The organism is Anabaena sp. CA = ATCC 33047 (genome assembly GCF_963870205.1).
Classification (GTDB): domain Bacteria; phylum Cyanobacteriota; class Cyanobacteriia; order Cyanobacteriales; family Nostocaceae; genus Trichormus.
The window spans coordinates 151,222-167,584 of record NZ_CAWMSA010000056.1; the positions used below are offsets into that span (position 1 = coordinate 151,222).

Genomic DNA, 16,363 nt, shown 5'->3' on the forward strand with positions numbered 1-16,363 from the left:
GGGAGGTGTTGCCACCACATCCTTCACCCTACGCCAGTGGCAATCACGATAGTGATACCCAACTGCTACAACCAGAAGCACAGCCAACCCCAGGGGAGGTGTTGCCACCACATCCTTCACCCTACGCCAGTGGCAATCACGATAGTGATACCCAACTGCTACAACCAGAAGCACCACAGCAAGCGGAAGAGACAATTTTGCAACCACGCCCTTCACCCCATCCAAACGCTAGTGAAAATCTAGCGGTTGGGCAAATTAACAATCAGCAAGCCAGCAACTTAGAAAATACGTTGCATCAACCACAACCTGTATCTTCCGACAGTAGTAACAAGACACCAGATGTCACACTTCTGGAACCCAAGCCAAATAATTTGGCTGCACCCAGAAATCCCAACCTTTCTGGGCGAAATCTGGGGATTGGATTGGCAATTGTACTAGCTTTTTTGGCAGGAATATATATTTTTTTACAAACAGATAAAGGTTCGAGAAATTCACCTGTTCCCAGCCAAATCCAAAATTGACACTCTCACCGCCAAGGCTTGCGCCGGTGGCGGGAGATTCCTACTTCCCACCATCAGGCAAAAGTTCGACGGCAACTATATAGAGTCAGGATTTTTCAGGAATCCCGGTAAAAAAGTTACAGATTGTAAAGGAATCTCCACAATAAAAGTTGTTCCCATACCCACCTGACTATTCACAGAGATTGATCCCTGATGCAATGCCACACACTTAGCAACAATTGATAAACCTAAGCCTGTACCGGGAATGTTACCGACATTTCTGGCGCGATGAAAAGATTCAAACAATTTAACTTGGTCGGTTTCGGGAATACCAATACCTTGGTCTTGAATACTCATCAAAATTACATTTGACTCTGTAATTTTTACGTTGAAGTTGACTGTAGCACTGTTGGGTGAATACTTAATAGCATTGGAAAGCAAATTAATCAAAATTTGCCGCAGTAGTTTTTTATCCATGTTCCCAATCACACCGGTTTGAGGATGACTAGAAAAAACAATGGTGTGATTTGGCGCGCTCAATTGTATTTCCTCTGTTAATTGCTGACAGAAAGAAATCAAATCCAGAGGCGCAGGTTCAAAAGCTAACTTGCCATTTTCTGCCTTATGAATTAATAAAATATCGTCCAATAATTGTGTTGTGTGTTTGACGTAGGTTTGAATGCAATCTAAATGTTTTTTCTTTTTGGTGTCGTCGAGTTTGTGACCAAAATCTTTCAAAATTGCGGCTGAAGAAGAAATTACAGATAAAGGAGTGCGGAACTCATGCGAAGTCATCGACACAAAACGAGACTTTAATTCACCGAGTTCTTTTTCTCTTTCCAAGGCTTTGGAAATTTCCTGTTCGGCTTGCTTACGTTCAGTAATATCAGTTAATACTCCCAGAATTTGATAGGCTTTACCGTCAGGAGCTATCAAAGGGGATATGATGGTTTGAAAATAACGAGTTTCTCCAGAAGCAGTGATGATTATTCTTTCGGGTATGGTGTGAGGTTGCAAAGTCCTGATCACTTGCTGATTGATTAATTTGAAGTATGCAACCTCACTGGGATTAGAATTAAAATCTGCTTCAGTTTTACCAATTAATTTTTCAATTTTTTTCCCATAAAGATTTGCTAAAGCTTGATTAGCTAGAATAAATCTACCTTGCAAATCTTTGACAAAAATTATATTGGGATTGGTATCAATAACTTGGCGGAGAAAATTTTGACTGCGCTCAAGGGCGACTGCGGCAACTTTGCTCTTGGTGATATCTTCTGCAATACCAATCACTCGATAAACTTTTCCAGTTTCATCCTTGAGGGGAAAGGCTTGATCTCTAATCCAACGCATTGATCCGTCAGGTCGAACAATGCGATATTCGATATCAAACCCTTGTTTTTTGTTCTGCATTGCCATCGCACATTGCTGTCTGTCATCAGCATAGATAGCTTCCATAAAAGATTTAGGATTTTTATACAGACTTGCACAGGTGCGACCCCAAATTTCTTCATAAGCAGGACTGATATAGAGCATTTGCAATTGTTCTGGATCAGTTATCCAGAAAACTTGATGTATATTTTCTGCAAGTTGACGGAATTTCTCCTCACTCTCTTGCAGGTCTGATTCTGCCTGTTTGCGATTAGTAATATCATTGTGGATGGCTAAATACTGCCAAGGTTTACCATTATGTTTCAGAAAAGGAACAATGGTTGTATCTACCCAATAGTAACTTCCATCCTTAGCCCGATTTTTGATTTCTCCGCGCCAAACTTCACCTTTGGTAATAGTTGACCAAAGGTGATGAAAATATTCTTTTGAGTGATAACCAGAATTAATGATGCTATGAGTTTTACCAATCAGTTCTGCTCTGGAATATTGGGAAATTTTACATAAATTATCATTAGCATAGGTAATTGTGCCTTCGGGGTCTGTAATGGCAACAATAGCAGCTTGATCTAGAGCGTGTTTGAAGTTTGACAATTCTATCACTAACTTTTGTAGTTGCTTTTGTGCTTGTCTACTTTCAGTAATGTCTCGACAAACACAAATTAATTCGCCATCTTGAGTGAGAGTGAGTGAGACTTCTTCATGAAAGGTAGTACCATCACGTCGCTGTGCTTTAGCCTCACCTCGCCAATGCCCCTCCTGCAACAAGATGGGGAAAACGTCCCGTGCCAAACGGGCTATTTCCTCTGATGTATAAAGTTCTCGCCAGCTTTTACCGATTAATTCTTGTGCATGATCATATCCAAATAACTGAACATGAGATTTGTTTAAAAATATAAATTTATCATCTTTTAAAATGGCAATGCCATCAATACTTGCTTCAATAGCAGTTAACTGTTTTTGTAATATTTGTTCTGCCTGTTTGCGTTCTGTAATATCAATACCTGATGCTACTAAGTAATTCACTTTGCCCGTCACATCAAAAATGGGATTGAGTGATAAATCAATTGTAATTAATTCTTCCCCTGCCCCACGAATTAAGGCATCATAGCGAACATTATGCCCTTGTGCTGCCTGGATAATAGCTTGTTGAAGTTGGGTTTGAACTTCAGAGCTATAAGACCACCAATAAGTTTCAGAAAATGGTTTATTAATCACATCATCAGCCCTGAGATTAGCAATCTCTAGTGGAGCGCGGTTGGCTTCCAGTAAAATGCCATCGGTGTTGATAATGCCAACAAAGGTAAACAGACTATTGAGGATATCCCTGACACGATTTTCACTATACCTTAATTCCTGTTCAACTCGTTTACGCTCGACAATTTCTTGGACTAATTCATCATTGATTTGTTGTAATTCTTGTAGGCGTTGAGATATGTTTTCTTCTAATTCCTCATTCAGTTTTTTGAGTTTGATTTCTGCTTGCTGGCGTTCTCGGAGTTCCTTTTGTGCTTGTTGATAAAGTTGAGATTGTTGAATAGCGATCGCGATTTGGCTAGATAACTTTTCTAGTAATTCAACTTCTAAGGTTTCCCAATATCGCGGTTGGGAACATTGATGAGCGCAAAGCAAACCCCAAAGCTGTTGATTATAGACAATCGGTACAATCAAATTAGCGCGAATTTCTGCTTGTTCTAAAAGCTCAATATGACAATTAGCCAGCCCATAAGCATAAATATCCTCAATCTTTCGTACCCGTCCATTCATGTAGGGTTCTACCCAACTCGTGGCAAAGCAGGGATCATAGATCATACGACCTAGGATAGAGGTTTTTCCGGGTGCTAGGGATTCAGCAACAATTTTTCCCGTCCATTGTGGTTCAAATTGGTAAATCACTACCCGATCTGTTTGCAAATACGCCCGAATTTCTGAAACAGTAGTTTGCAAAATCGATTCTATATCAAAGGTGTTCCGAATATTTTGAGAGAGGTTAGCTAGTAGTCTGTCTGTATTTGCTTGTTGTATTAATTTTGCTGTTCGTTGTGCAACTTGTCTCTCTAGTTCTGCATTTTGCTTTTCCAGAATCTCAACTTTTTCTGTTTCTAATTTACAGACTGTTTGCTGCAAAGAATTAACTGTTTCATACATCTTTAATGGGTCAAGAACAGAAAGTACACTGGTTTGGGTGACTATTCCTAGTAGTTCGTTGCTCCCACCTACTACCACCAAGCGTCTGATGCGTCGTTGTTGCATTTGTTGATGCGCTTCCCACAAAGACTGTTCTTGACGCATATAAAACAGTGGCGCACTCATCACAATATTAGCTTGAATGTCTCGAATATTTAAGTCTAAAGCCCGAATTTGTACAATATCCCTTTCTGTGACAATTCCTATGGGTTGAGAATCTGAGTTGGTAATCACTACACAACTGACAGCATTCTCTGTCATTAATTGCGCTAACTCTAATACGGATGCTGTTGGTGGTGCTTGAATTACTTCACCAGTCATTACCTCATCAACAGAACGCATTTTTAACAAGTCAGCCGCCTGTAGTAATTGACGCACTGTTGTTGGTGTTACCAAACCTATAATATGATTGTGGTCATCAACTACAGCTAGATGACGAATTTTATATTGACGGAATAAATTTAAAGCAATAAAAATATTTGTAAATTGTGATTTTTTCAGAGTTACTGGACTATTGCTCATTACCTCTGCCAGCGTTGCTGTTTCTAAATCCAGCCCCATTGCTGTACATTTAACAATATCTTTTTCTGTAAAGATGCCAACTAATTTGTTGTCTTCTACTACTAGAACACAACTGGCTTGTTCTGAATGATGGAAATGATTGAGCAGATTCACATCAGATTGCACTGAGGCTGAGTTGAGGTGACAAGTGTCACGAACTTGACTCATTAATTGCACTGCTTCAATTGCTGGGGTTGTAGCAGTCAAGGTGAAAGGATCAGGTAAAATCGTTTGCTCTATATCAGAGGTTGAAAAAAATTTTGTAGACATCAATTATTAATAAGGTAAGTTTTTTATATTTACGTTTTTATTGACAATTTAGGCATTGTGCTTTTCTGGCTGCGGTATTTCTGAAGCAAGTAAGCTGATTTATTTGCATTTTTTCATTGTGCTGTTCAGCTAGTTACGATTGTTGTGACTGGTTTATAACTAGCCATAGTCAAAAAGTCTGCATCTGCTTAAAGGCGAAATTAGCGGATATAGTCGAGTGTAATAGGGAAGAAAATTACCAGTCAGTATGCTTTTTTAAGCAGATGAAAGTCTTGATTTACTGAGGAAGCACAAGCCTAACCATAGTTTGCTTCTCTGGTAAACTATCAATTGATAAATCTCCGCCGTGCAGTTCCACTAGCTTCTTAGCGATGGATAATCCTAAGCCAGAACCTTGTTGTTCATACATTTTACGTTCAAACTGGACATAAGCCCCCACGTTTTTTATTTGTTCTTTGGTCATCCCTCGTCCTTCGTCAATTACATACAGATAAAAATCACTATTACTGCTATAACCTATGATTTTTACTTTTGTATTGGGTTGGGAAAATTTAAAGGCATTATCAATTATTTCTTCAGCTATTTTACTCAGCTTCGCCGGAGAAATTTTAACGGAAGCATCTGAGATTTCTATGCTTAAATCAGACAACCTATTGACACTTTTGGCAATTTTAACCGCGACATTCTCAATGCTTGATTTGACAAAAGTTTTAACTTTATTATTGCGTAGTTCCGCCAGTTTTTCTGGGTTAGATGCTAATAACTCCAGGTCTGCATACATGAGAAAATTAACAGTCATTCTATGCAGCCTTAAAGCAGCTTGATGAATTGACTGTAGCATTTCTAAACTTTCTTCAGGTGAAAGTTCTTCATGCTCTTGAATCAATAAATCTGAGAATCCTAGAATATGATTGAGAGGAGTATTGATTTCATGGGGGAGTGAGTGATGGATACAACTGCTTAACTCGTTCAATTTTTCTTGAGTTTGCTGTTCAGCTTTTGCTTGTTTTTCTAAACGAGTAGCGATCGCTTGCAGTAATTGTTCATGTTCAAAGGGTTTAGTTAAGTAATCATCTGCACCAAGTTCCATCCCTTGGCGTAAATCTTGCCACTCTGATTTAGCAGTTAAGAAAATGAGCGGAATGCTTGCAGTAGCACTATCCTGACGGAGTTGATTTAATACGCCATAGCCATCCAAATCAGGCATCATGATATCGCAAAGAATCAAGTCAGGCTGTTTCTCTTTTGCCAACTCCAAACCCTGCAATCCATTTTCTGCGACTACTGTCTCAAAATCTGAGAATTCCAATATTTGTTGAATATTATTTCTGATTTCTGGTTCATCTTCAATTATTAAAATGTTTTTCATTTGCTCCTGGGATACGTAATTAAGCACTGAGTAAGTATCTGGCATTTAACTTCTGAGATATAAAAAAGTTTTAATTTTTCTATGGTTCAATAACAGTTCTGTTGTCTGTAAACCTTGCCATTCCTCATCTGTGGTGCAGGTAGTCATAGCATAACCGCTAAATTACTTGTTTGTATTGTTACAAAAATAACGCACTGACGTATGGCAATCGCAAGGGTTTTGGGATTTCTGATCTCTAGTCGCTGACTTGTGTTAAACCGGATATGAGAAACATTTGCCCATATCCAAAATTAATTGCATCTGATCTCGGATTTGTGGTTGATATTCAATGATCAAAGTGGTATTTATGTAGTTTAGGTAAAATTAGAAACATAATTTTACACTCTGGGTTAGTTCTTTTCTATGTCTTATTATCACCAATACTTAGTTAATTGCGCTTCGTGATAAATAAGGAATAATTCTATAAAGTTTAAGTTTGTACAATGTCACATGACCAAATACATCACGTAGTTATACTTAACTACAAGTGGTTTCTAGTTACAATTAAACGGAATATTTGAATCAATGAATAGTTAGCAGCTATCAGGCGTATGGTGTGATGTTACATAGCATTATATCCTATCATTAATTCAGTGAAATGTTAATATCTATCAAGTTGTATTTAGACGGATAGAAACGCAGTTAATTAGACTGATAGTTGATATTTTGTAACTGTTTAGAGTTCAGGAGGTAGCAGCTAGGAAAATTTGGCTCGGCTACCTCTGTTGGAATCTAATTACTCAAGGCTTTGATAAACCGTTGCAAACTCTTGAAAACACTGGGTTTTCTGGCAGGTGTAACGGTGCTATCTGTAGATGTTTGTGGTTGTCCTTGGTTGAGAATTAAATCTATTTCATCGCCTGATGGTTTTTTGGGTAATTCAGCGACTTTTTGCCAAGTACCACTGTTTTCAATCCAGATTTCCCATAATCCAGGGTAGCAACGGAAGACGGCAGTTTCATCATCAACTGGACGCAGGTAATAGCAAGATTCCAGTGTACTGATAAAGCGTTGGCGGGTTTGTCTGGCGGCGTAACCAATGCCCACAGTTCCGGCATCTTCTAAACGAGGGTTTAACATGACTAGGGGGCGATCGCCTATAATTTCGCAAATTTTTTCCAGTTGCGGTACTTCTACGGAAGTCGGGGCGATGAATAAGAAAATTTCATCTTCTGGCTGTACTTTTGATTCAATGGAAGCGATTCTTCCTGTACCAATATCTAGAATTTTATAGGGGACATCTGCCCATTCACGCCGGGCTAAAGCAGACGCACCAGCATCAGCAAAAAACACTTTTAAGCGGGATTCATATTCGGAAAACACCGGCAGAAATTGTGTTGCCACAGGCATAAACTTGAGTTCGGGAAACAGTAACTCAACTTGTAAGCGGGTATAACCCTCAGCTAAAGCGGCTTTGGTAGCTTCCCGCGCTTGGGCGATCGCATCTTCTAAAGTGTTTGGAAGTTCAGGCATAATGTATGATGTCTCTGTTGCATTACTCCTATTGTTCCAGCATTAGCTCTGATTTTCAGCAACACCCAAGTCAGAAGGGAACTCATAACGGGGAACGGGAAACAGTAAAACCCCCTATATATCAATCAATTCTGCCCGTTGAGAGTTTGATAGAGAAATAATAGTGTACATTCCCAAACTAGGCGCGGTTGCACGTAAGTCAGTAAATATTTGCGAGTTTGTTCCAACTGATTGATAATTGCTGGTTGCTGCCATTGCTGCCAGTAAGATTGTTGCAAATAGTCAACTAACCACAGTTGGGCTTCTGTATCTAAATCTTGATGAATTTGCTTGGCTAATTCTAAAGCGTAACGGTAGGATTTAGGTACTTTGCTCAAGTCTGCGAGTAGCTGGGAGGGGATAGCTTGTAATTGTTCGTAAGCAGCGATCGCACTGCCGGGACTACCAGCCGCTATACTCAAAATTGCCGGATGCTGTAAAATTTCATCCTTACCTGTTTGGCTGAGTACCTGAGTCAAAGAAGCTGTATCTAAGCGGGAAAAAGCAATCTTTTGACAACGTGACACCAAAGTAGACAACAGCGACTCAGGAGAAGGTGCAATTAAAATAATTGTCGCCTTTCCCGGTTCTTCTAAAGTTTTCAGTAAAGCATTGGCGGCTGGTTCTGCCATTGTTTGGGCTTCTGCCAACACTACCACATTTCTCGGTGCTTCTAAGGGTGGACGACTGAGAAACTCGGTAATTTCCCGTATTTGTTCTAAGCGAATTAACGGCGGTGCTTTGCGTTTGAGTTTTTTTTCTGCGGCTTCTGCGGCTGTAAATCGTTGTCCTTGATACTGGTAAGTTGGCTGTACCCATAAAACATCAGGGTGATTGCCTTGATGCAACCGTTGTTGTAAAGATGGAATCAACTGCGCCTCTACACCACTACTAAATAATAATTCAATAAAGCACCGCGCTGCTAAACTCCGTCCGATACCGTCAGCACCGACAAACATATAAGCTGGTGCAATGCGGTTTTGTTTGACAGCTTGAGTCAGTAACTCAATAGCTTGTTGTTGTCCTACCAGTGGTGTGAACGGATGATAAGTCATTCATTGATTATGACAATATTCAAGAGACATTTAGATGTTCGCGTACAATTCCCTGAATAATGTGATGTATAATTTCCTTACTGGAATTACCATCAACGCGGATAATGTTTGTAGGAGAGGAGGCAGCTAAATCTGCATAACCTTGCTGCACACGCCGATGAAAAGCGAGAGTTTCTTGTTCAATGCGGTCTAATCCTACTCCGTCTTTACCCTTGCGGGCAAGTCCGACTTCTACATCTACATCTAACCAGATAGTTAGGTCACTGGTTAACCCCCCAGTGGCGATGTGATTGAGTTGATGAATTAAATTCATGTCCAAACAGCGACCGTAACCTTGGTAGGCAATGGTAGAGTAGATATAGCGATCGCACAAAATATATTTGCCGGCTGCTAAGTTAGGCTTCAGTTCTTGGGCAACGTGTTGTGAGCGATCGGCAGCATATAATAATAACTCTGTCACCTCATCAATTGGTTTATCCTCCGCTTTCTCCAACAACAGACGGCGCAAATGCAAACCTAACTCCGTTCCCCCAGGTTCACGGGTGAGAATTACAGGAATACCCAAACTTTCTAACCACTCAGCACAAAGCTGCATTTGGCTAGTTTTACCGCAACCTTCCACCCCTTCAAATACAATTAATCTGCCACCCATGCTGTTTTTATATTTCCCAACGCTTTATAAGTCTACGCCATAGGCGCAGAACTCCCACAAAATTCTGGCAGATGTGGGAGATGAGGGAGTGGGGGGAGATGAGGGAGTGGGGGGAGATGAGGGAGTGGGGGAGAAAAACTAATGACTAATAACTAATAACTAATGACTAATAACTAATGACTAATGACTAATAACTAATAACTAATGACTCAGTTAATTTAACTGGGCTAAAAAATCCAGTATCGCCCTACTGACAATCTGCGGTGATTCAATCATAAAACCATGACCACCACAATCAAGAATTTCTAACTTAGCATGGGGAATACCTTGGGATAATTCCTCCGAAAACTTAATTGGCGTGAGAATATCTTGCTTACTGACTAACACTAACGTCGGACAAAGAATATTGTGCAGACGGTTTGTAGTATCACAACCCAGGATAGCCTGACTTTGTTGATAAATACTCTGAGTTGATGGTGCATAAGGGTAATGCACAGCCCATTCAATCAGTTGTTCTATGATTTCTGAATTTGAATAAAAAGTATTGCTAAAACTCCAAGTCAATAAAATCTTTTGATAAAGCCTCTTGTCTATATGTTGCGGAAGTTCCCCCCAAGTTTCAACAATGCTATTAAATCGCTCATCACCTTTAGCGAGCGAGGATAGTAATATCAGACTTTTAACTTTTTGTGGATATGCTAATACTAATTCTTGGGCAATTTGACCACCCATAGAATGACCAACAACATGTACTTGCTCAATACCTAAATGTTCGAGTAATGCACCTACATCATGGGCTAGTTCTTGGATAGTATAAGGACTATTAGATGCAGAACTCCGCCCTATACCTCGGTTATCTAAACGAATGATTTGGTAGTGGGCAGTCAACAATGGCATGAGTACCGACCAATAAGAATGATCGCACGTGAAGCCGGAAATTAAAAGTAAAGGTTCTCCTGTTCCTTGGATGTCGTAGAACAAATCAATTCCGTTTATTTGTACTTTAGGCATAAATAATTAAAAATTCAATATAAAAAAAATTCTCTTCTTTGTCTCTGTGTCTTTGCGTGAGTAAATCATACCTTGATGTAGTTATGTAGTAAATTTAAAGCGCGACTACCGGGACTGGGGTGATGATTATATGTTATAATAGTTACATATATCAATAGATTTATGCTCAATCGCTTTTTTAAACGCAGAGGAGCGCGGAGTGTTTCTCCAGTTTATTGGCGATGAATTATGTTGTAATCTTAGGCATCTGTGTTATCTCTTATCTAGTCCCTATTCCCTGTTTATGTCTACAGATGCTTTTGAAAAAACTAGCTGGAGTTGGCAGTTATCTCAGTTGCAACAGCAGGTAGGAGAATGGTTGGAATATCAATCTTACCGCTTTGAAAGAGTTTTACCAGAATGGAATCCTGATTGGCAACTTAGCCCTTGGTTGGCGAGTTTGTTACAATTTTTGTTTTGGCTGGTGGTTGTTGTCTTTGTGACTGGTGTAATTTGGCGGTTGTGGTTAGTATTTAGTCCATATATATATTCACGGTTGGCTAGTGGTAATGGTATTGGTGTGAGAATAAACACACTCAGCCAAGATTTATCTGTGACAAGTTGGTGGGAGCGATCGCAAGTCTTTTACCGTCAAGGTAATTATCGTGAGGCTTGTCGTTGTATATATTTAGCGATTTTACAACATTTGCACGACCAAAAAATTATTATCCATCAACCTAGTCGCACTGATGCGGAATATCTGCAATTATTACGATTATCCCAAACTGCTATCCAACCTTACGAAACTGTGATTACTACTCACGAACAATTATGTTTTGGTAATACGGAGATGTTGCCAGAAAATTATCAACAGTGTCAGCAAGCTTACCGGGAGATTACCCAAAAATGAAACGCTCAAAACGCACTGTTTGGCTGGGTGCGATCGCGATCGCAGTTATCGTTATATTAAGTTTTGTAACTGCTCCCAATACACAAATTTATACTGGTTCTACCTATAGCCGTGCTGCCGATGGTTACGGTGCTTGGTATGCTTTTATGCAGGAGCAAGGGACTAATATTCAACGTTGGCAAAAGCCTGTGAGTGATTTGACAGGTGAAACCAAACCAGCCACCCTGTTAAGAATATATAGTCAGCAAAGAGAAGTCAGCTTATCATCTGATGAGCGAGCATGGTTAAACAAAGGCAATAATTTAGTAATTTTGGGTGTGCGGGCTAGGGTGAGTCAAGCTAATTTTCACACAATACAGGACTCTCCGGTGGGTGAGGTGAAAATTGCCACCCGCAGAAGAAATCAAAAAGTGAAACCGGAAGAGATTTTGTTAGGCGATCGCTTCGGTGCTATAGTCTGGGAAGAACAACGCCAACAAGGAACAGTAATTTATTCCACCACCCCCTATTTAGCCGCCAACGCCTACCAAGACGAATTAAATAATTTTCAATACTTAGCCAGTTTAGTCACACAAAAAAATAACAACCTCTTTGTAGATGAATACATCCACGGCTACAAAGATGCTGATATCAGAGAAAGTCAAGGACAAGGTAATTTAATTAGTTACTTGGCTAACACACCCTTGCTAGTTATACTGATACAGGCTGGCGTGTTACTCCTAGTTTTAATCTGGTCACAAAATCGCCGTTTTGGTCAGCCAGTAACCTTAGAAACACCAGTCATGGATAACAGCCAAGCCTACATCCAAGCATTAGCAGGAGTGTTACAAAAAGCCGAAGCAAGCGACTTTGTTTTAGAGATGATAGGCAAAGAAGAACAAATCCAACTACAAAAAGCTTTAGGTTTAGAATCAGTACCCCTAGAACATCAAGTTTTACTCAACCTGTGGACAGAGAAAACAGGTAAAAATCCCACCGAATTAGATACAGTGTTAAAGTTACAAACCAGAAAACGCCGTATCAGTCAGCGAGACTTAATCAACTGGTTAGCAAAATGGCGAACTTTGAGGGAATAGGGACTGGGGACTGGGGACTGGGTACTGGGGGGATGAGGGGAAATAAAGAAATAATCCTCAATCAATGCCCAATGACTAATAACTAATAACTAATAACTAATGACTAATAACTAATAACTATTTATGAATGAAACCCGTCCAGTATTAATTCATCTTGGTGAAAAACTTAACCAAATTGTCGTAGGACAATCCAACCTAGTACAACAATTACTAATAGGATTATTAGCAGGTGGGCATATTATATTAGAGGGTGTACCGGGAACTGGTAAAACACTCCTAGTAAAAGTATTAGCAAAATTGATTCAAGCAGAGTTTCGCCGGGTGCAACTCACACCAGATGTTTTACCCTCAGATATTACCGGGACAAACATTTTTGACTTGAATAGCCATAGTTTCACCTTAAAAAAAGGGCCTGTCTTTACCGAAGTTTTACTAGCAGATGAAATTAACCGCACTCCCCCCAAAACACAAGCGGCTTTGCTAGAAGCAATGGAAGAGATGCAAGTCACACTAGATGGTGAAAGCTTACCATTGCCGGATTTATTTTGGGTAATTGCCACCCAAAACCCCTTAGAATTTGAAGGAACTTATCCCTTACCAGAGGCGCAACTAGATAGATTTTTATTCAAGCTAGTAGTAGATTATCCTGATCAAGCTGCCGAAAAGCAAATGTTAATTAATCGTCAGCATGGCTTTGCTGCAAGACGCTGGGAGATTAACCGCTTACAACCAGTCGCAACAGTAGATGAAATCTTAACAGCAAGACAGGCAGTAAAAGCAGTAAAAGTCTCAGAAGCAATTATTGACTATCTCTTAACTTTAGTGAGAACATCACGCCAGTATTCTGACTTAGCTTTGGGTGCATCTCCTCGTGCTGCGGGTGCTTGGCTGCAAACATCCCAAGCTGCTGCATGGTTAGCAGGAAGGGATTTTGTCACACCAGATGATGTCAAAGCTGTAGCATCGCCACTTTTACGCCATCGTTTGATTTTAAAACCTGAAGCTATGCTAGATGGTTTACAAATTGATGCTGTAATTGCATCAATAGTAAATCAAGTGCCAGTACCAAGGTAAGCAGGAAAAGCTGTTGTTAACTGAAATTAGGGAAAATGTAGGGTGCGTCAGTACGAGAAACCCTAGCCATATCAAGAAAATATTCATCCTGACGCACCCTACTAACAGTCGATTTGGATAATTTATTTTTTGGTGTTTCCTTATCTTCTCTCTGCGTCTCTGCGCCTCTGCGTGAGTAAATCATCTCCTATCAACAAAAAATAGCATTATTATCACTAAATATATTTACTTTCGCCACAGCATTCATAAAACCAAAAAATATCGTTTTTGGCAATTTATATGACAAAATGTATCAATTGCTAGAGTATCTCTTCTAGCTACTCCAATCTGCGTTAAAACCTAACCAGAGATAGATGAAACGGGGAACGTTAATGTTAGTAGCCAAGTCTACTACATCTGATGAAACTAATTGAAACTAACCACAATCAAGGGATAGCCAGAAAATATCTGTAACTCCCAAAGAAGCGGCTTCATCTATTAACAACTCTACCCAAAAGATTAGGTTTTAATACTCATGCTTAACGATTTATGTGTTGAAAACTATCCATCCACTGAGAAATTGCTGGAAACTGCTGAGTGGAACATTATAGAAACAGAATTTAACCCTACACAACTGCACCATAAAGAAACCGTCTTTACCCTTGGGAATGGTTATTTAGGAACAAGGGGAACGTTTGAGGAAGGGTATGATCAAGATTCTTCAGCAACCCTAATTAATGGTTTGTATGATGACACAGCTATTGCTTACACAGAACTGGTAAACTGTCCTAACTGGTTGCCCTTGGTGGTGACAGTGGCAGGTGAAAGCTTTAAAATGAACTCTGGGGAAATCCTTAATTATGAGCGTCGCCTTGATTTACGCTTAGGTTTAATTAGTCGTGATGTGCGTTGGCGTTCTCCCAAAGGACATACTCTAGATTTACATTTTCAGCGTTTCACCAGTTTGGCAGATCAACACGTTTTAGTAATTCGTTGTGAAATTACATCTGTTGATTTTGCAGGTGATATCACAGTTGAAGTAGGTTTTGATGCGGAACCCACAACTCAAGGTGTTCCCCATTGGCGGACTTTAAACCAAGGCGGTGCAGGTGAAATCATCTGGCTGCACAGTCAAACCCTACACTCACAGATTCAGTTGGGGATGGCTGCTAAGTTGGTAGTAGAAGATGATGATACTGCAACTGTGTGCGTTAATCGGTCTGCATCTTCCACATTAACAACTACTTTCTCATCTCACCCAGGCAAGACGGTAGCTGTAGAGAAGATAGTCACCCTGTTTACTTCACGGGAAACAGAAAACCCCATAGTAGCCGCCTTACAGAAATTAGCTGATGAACCGAGATACGCAACCTTACTAGCTGCTCACATTGCCGCCTGGGAACAAGTCTGGCAAAACAGTGATATTGTGATTGAAGGCGATCGCCTCTCCCAACTCAGTGTCCGTTACAATATTTTTCAACTACTAGCCGCAGCACCCCGTCAAGATGATCGCGTCAGTATCCCCCCCAAAACCCTCTCCGGTTTTGCCTATCGCGGACACATCTTTTGGGACACAGAAATTTTTATTCTCCCCTTCCTCACCTACACCCAACCAGCCATAGCCCGTAATTTACTTACCTACCGCTACCATACCCTACCAGGAGCCAGACGCAAAGCCCAAGAAGCTGGTTATCAAGGTGCTATGTTTGCTTGGGAAAGTGCCACCACCGGCGATGAAGTTACCCCTCGTTGGGTTCCAGATCCCAATGGCGAGTTAGTCAGAATTTGGTGCGGTGATATAGAAGTACATATCACGGCTGATGTCGCCTATGCAGTTTGGCATTATTGGCAAACTACCGACGATGATGACTGGATGCGCGACTATGGCGCAGAAATTATCCTCGATACAGCGATTTTCTGGGAAAGTCGGGTGCAGTGGAACTCACAACGCCACAGCTATGACATTTTAGATGTCATCGGCCCTGATGAATATCACGATCGCATCGATAATAACGCCTTTACCAACCTGATGGTACAGTGGCATTTATACTCAGCTTTGGCACTGTGGGACTGGTTCAAACACGTATACCCTGAAAAGTCGGCTCAGTTAGTAGAACAACTCAACTTAACCACAGAACGTTTACATAAGTGGGCAGAAATTCAAGAACGGATATTCGTCAACCAAGATGCAGCCACAGGTTTAATTGAGCAATTTGAGGGCTTTTTTAAATTAGAAGATGTCAACCTTGCTGATTATGAACCCCGGACTAAATCTTTGCAAGGTCTATTAGGTATTGAAGCCACCAGCCAAAAGCAAATGCTCAAGCAACCAGATGTATTAATGCTGCTTTACTTGCTGCGTCAGCGTTACGACTACAACACCCTCAAAGCTAATTGGGACTATTATAACCAACGCACCGACCATACCTATGGTTCTTCTTTAGGCCCAGCAATTCACGCCGTCTTAGCTTGTGACTTGAATGAACCAACGGAAGCCTTTACCCATTTTCAGAGAGCTGCATTAGTAGACTTAGAAGATGTCAGACTCAACGCCGCCGAAGGAATACACGCCGCTAGTGCGGGGGGAGTGTGGCAAGCTGTAGTTTTCGGGTTTGCGGGTGTGAGAATGACTCAATTTGGCCCAATGGCTTGTCCTAATTTACCGCCCAGTTGGACACGCCTCAAGTTTCGCTTGCAATGGCGCAACGAATGGCATGAGTTTGATTTACAACCAGATGCAGAAATGGCAATGGTAACACAAGAAGCCAAGGTTCCTATCTATGCCAGTGTAATGCAATGAGGG

Annotated in this window: 10 protein-coding genes and 1 pseudogene; 5 read left to right on the forward strand and 6 right to left on the reverse strand. The window is 40.6% G+C overall.

Annotation, left to right across the window (positions count from 1 at the left end):
• A pseudogene (locus tag AACS98_RS17330) lies at window positions 1–521 on the forward strand (serine/threonine protein kinase); the annotation flags it as partial.
• Between the two features lie 75 nt (window positions 522–596).
• On the opposite strand, the gene AACS98_RS17335 reads toward AACS98_RS17330, so the two are convergent.
• The 6 genes from AACS98_RS17335 to AACS98_RS17360 form a co-directional block, all read right to left on the reverse strand.
• Window positions 597–4,904 (reverse strand): PAS domain S-box protein, encoded by a 4,308-nt coding sequence (locus AACS98_RS17335; protein ID WP_066382079.1) that lies wholly within the window; start codon window positions 4,902–4,904, stop codon window positions 597–599.
• A 277-nt stretch (window positions 4,905–5,181) separates the two neighbouring features.
• Window positions 5,182–6,273 (reverse strand): hybrid sensor histidine kinase/response regulator, encoded by a 1,092-nt coding sequence (locus tag AACS98_RS17340; protein WP_066382379.1) that lies wholly within the window; start codon window positions 6,271–6,273, stop codon window positions 5,182–5,184.
• Between the two features lie 771 nt (window positions 6,274–7,044).
• Window positions 7,045–7,785 (reverse strand): DUF1995 family protein, encoded by a 741-nt coding sequence (locus AACS98_RS17345; RefSeq protein WP_066382081.1) that lies wholly within the window; start codon window positions 7,783–7,785, stop codon window positions 7,045–7,047.
• Window positions 7,786–7,910: 125 nt separating this feature from the next.
• Complete coding sequence (gene holB, locus AACS98_RS17350; protein ID WP_066382082.1) at window positions 7,911–8,879, reverse strand: DNA polymerase III subunit delta'; 969 nt, start codon at window positions 8,877–8,879, stop codon at window positions 7,911–7,913.
• 19 nt (window positions 8,880–8,898) lie between these two features.
• Window positions 8,899–9,531: a dTMP kinase gene (gene tmk / locus AACS98_RS17355; RefSeq protein ID WP_066382083.1), complete on the reverse strand. Its 633-nt coding sequence runs from the start codon at window positions 9,529–9,531 to the stop codon at window positions 8,899–8,901.
• A gap of 213 nt (window positions 9,532–9,744) precedes the next feature.
• Window positions 9,745–10,542, reverse strand: coding sequence for an alpha/beta fold hydrolase (locus AACS98_RS17360; protein WP_066382084.1), 798 nt, complete (start codon window positions 10,540–10,542; stop codon window positions 9,745–9,747).
• Window positions 10,543–10,825: 283 nt separating this feature from the next.
• Between AACS98_RS17360 and AACS98_RS17365 the strand changes: the two genes are divergently transcribed.
• The 4 genes from AACS98_RS17365 (at window position 10,826) to AACS98_RS17380 (ending at window position 16,360) form a co-directional block, all read left to right on the forward strand.
• A complete protein-coding gene (locus AACS98_RS17365; RefSeq protein WP_066382085.1) occupies window positions 10,826–11,431 on the forward strand; it encodes a DUF4129 domain-containing protein in 606 nt (201 codons plus the stop codon).
• On the forward strand, window positions 11,428–12,507 hold the full coding sequence (locus AACS98_RS17370) for a DUF4350 domain-containing protein (RefSeq protein WP_066382087.1): 1,080 nt from the start codon (window positions 11,428–11,430) through the stop codon (window positions 12,505–12,507). The genes AACS98_RS17365 and AACS98_RS17370 overlap by 4 nt, the downstream gene beginning before the upstream one ends.
• A gap of 123 nt (window positions 12,508–12,630) precedes the next feature.
• Complete coding sequence (locus AACS98_RS17375) at window positions 12,631–13,581, forward strand: AAA family ATPase (protein WP_066382089.1); 951 nt, start codon at window positions 12,631–12,633, stop codon at window positions 13,579–13,581.
• A gap of 514 nt (window positions 13,582–14,095) precedes the next feature.
• Window positions 14,096–16,360 (forward strand): glycoside hydrolase family 65 protein, encoded by a 2,265-nt coding sequence (locus AACS98_RS17380; protein WP_066382091.1) that lies wholly within the window; start codon window positions 14,096–14,098, stop codon window positions 16,358–16,360.
• Window positions 16,361–16,363 lie beyond the last annotated feature (3 nt).

Coding starts and splice junctions, on each gene's coding strand:
- AACS98_RS17335 (WP_066382079.1), bottom strand. CDS start 4,904: ATGTCTACAAAATTTTTTTCAACCTCTGATATAGAGCAAACGATTTTA.
- AACS98_RS17340 (WP_066382379.1), bottom strand. CDS start 6,273: ATGAAAAACATTTTAATAATTGAAGATGAACCAGAAATCAGAAATAAT.
- AACS98_RS17345 (WP_066382081.1), bottom strand. CDS start 7,785: ATGCCTGAACTTCCAAACACTTTAGAAGATGCGATCGCCCAAGCGCGG.
- holB (WP_066382082.1), bottom strand. CDS start 8,879: ATGACTTATCATCCGTTCACACCACTGGTAGGACAACAACAAGCTATT.
- tmk (WP_066382083.1), bottom strand. CDS start 9,531: ATGGGTGGCAGATTAATTGTATTTGAAGGGGTGGAAGGTTGCGGTAAA.
- AACS98_RS17360 (WP_066382084.1), bottom strand. CDS start 10,542: ATGCCTAAAGTACAAATAAACGGAATTGATTTGTTCTACGACATCCAA.
- AACS98_RS17365 (WP_066382085.1), top strand. CDS start 10,826: ATGTCTACAGATGCTTTTGAAAAAACTAGCTGGAGTTGGCAGTTATCT.
- AACS98_RS17370 (WP_066382087.1), top strand. CDS start 11,428: ATGAAACGCTCAAAACGCACTGTTTGGCTGGGTGCGATCGCGATCGCA.
- AACS98_RS17375 (WP_066382089.1), top strand. CDS start 12,631: ATGAATGAAACCCGTCCAGTATTAATTCATCTTGGTGAAAAACTTAAC.
- AACS98_RS17380 (WP_066382091.1), top strand. CDS start 14,096: ATGCTTAACGATTTATGTGTTGAAAACTATCCATCCACTGAGAAATTG.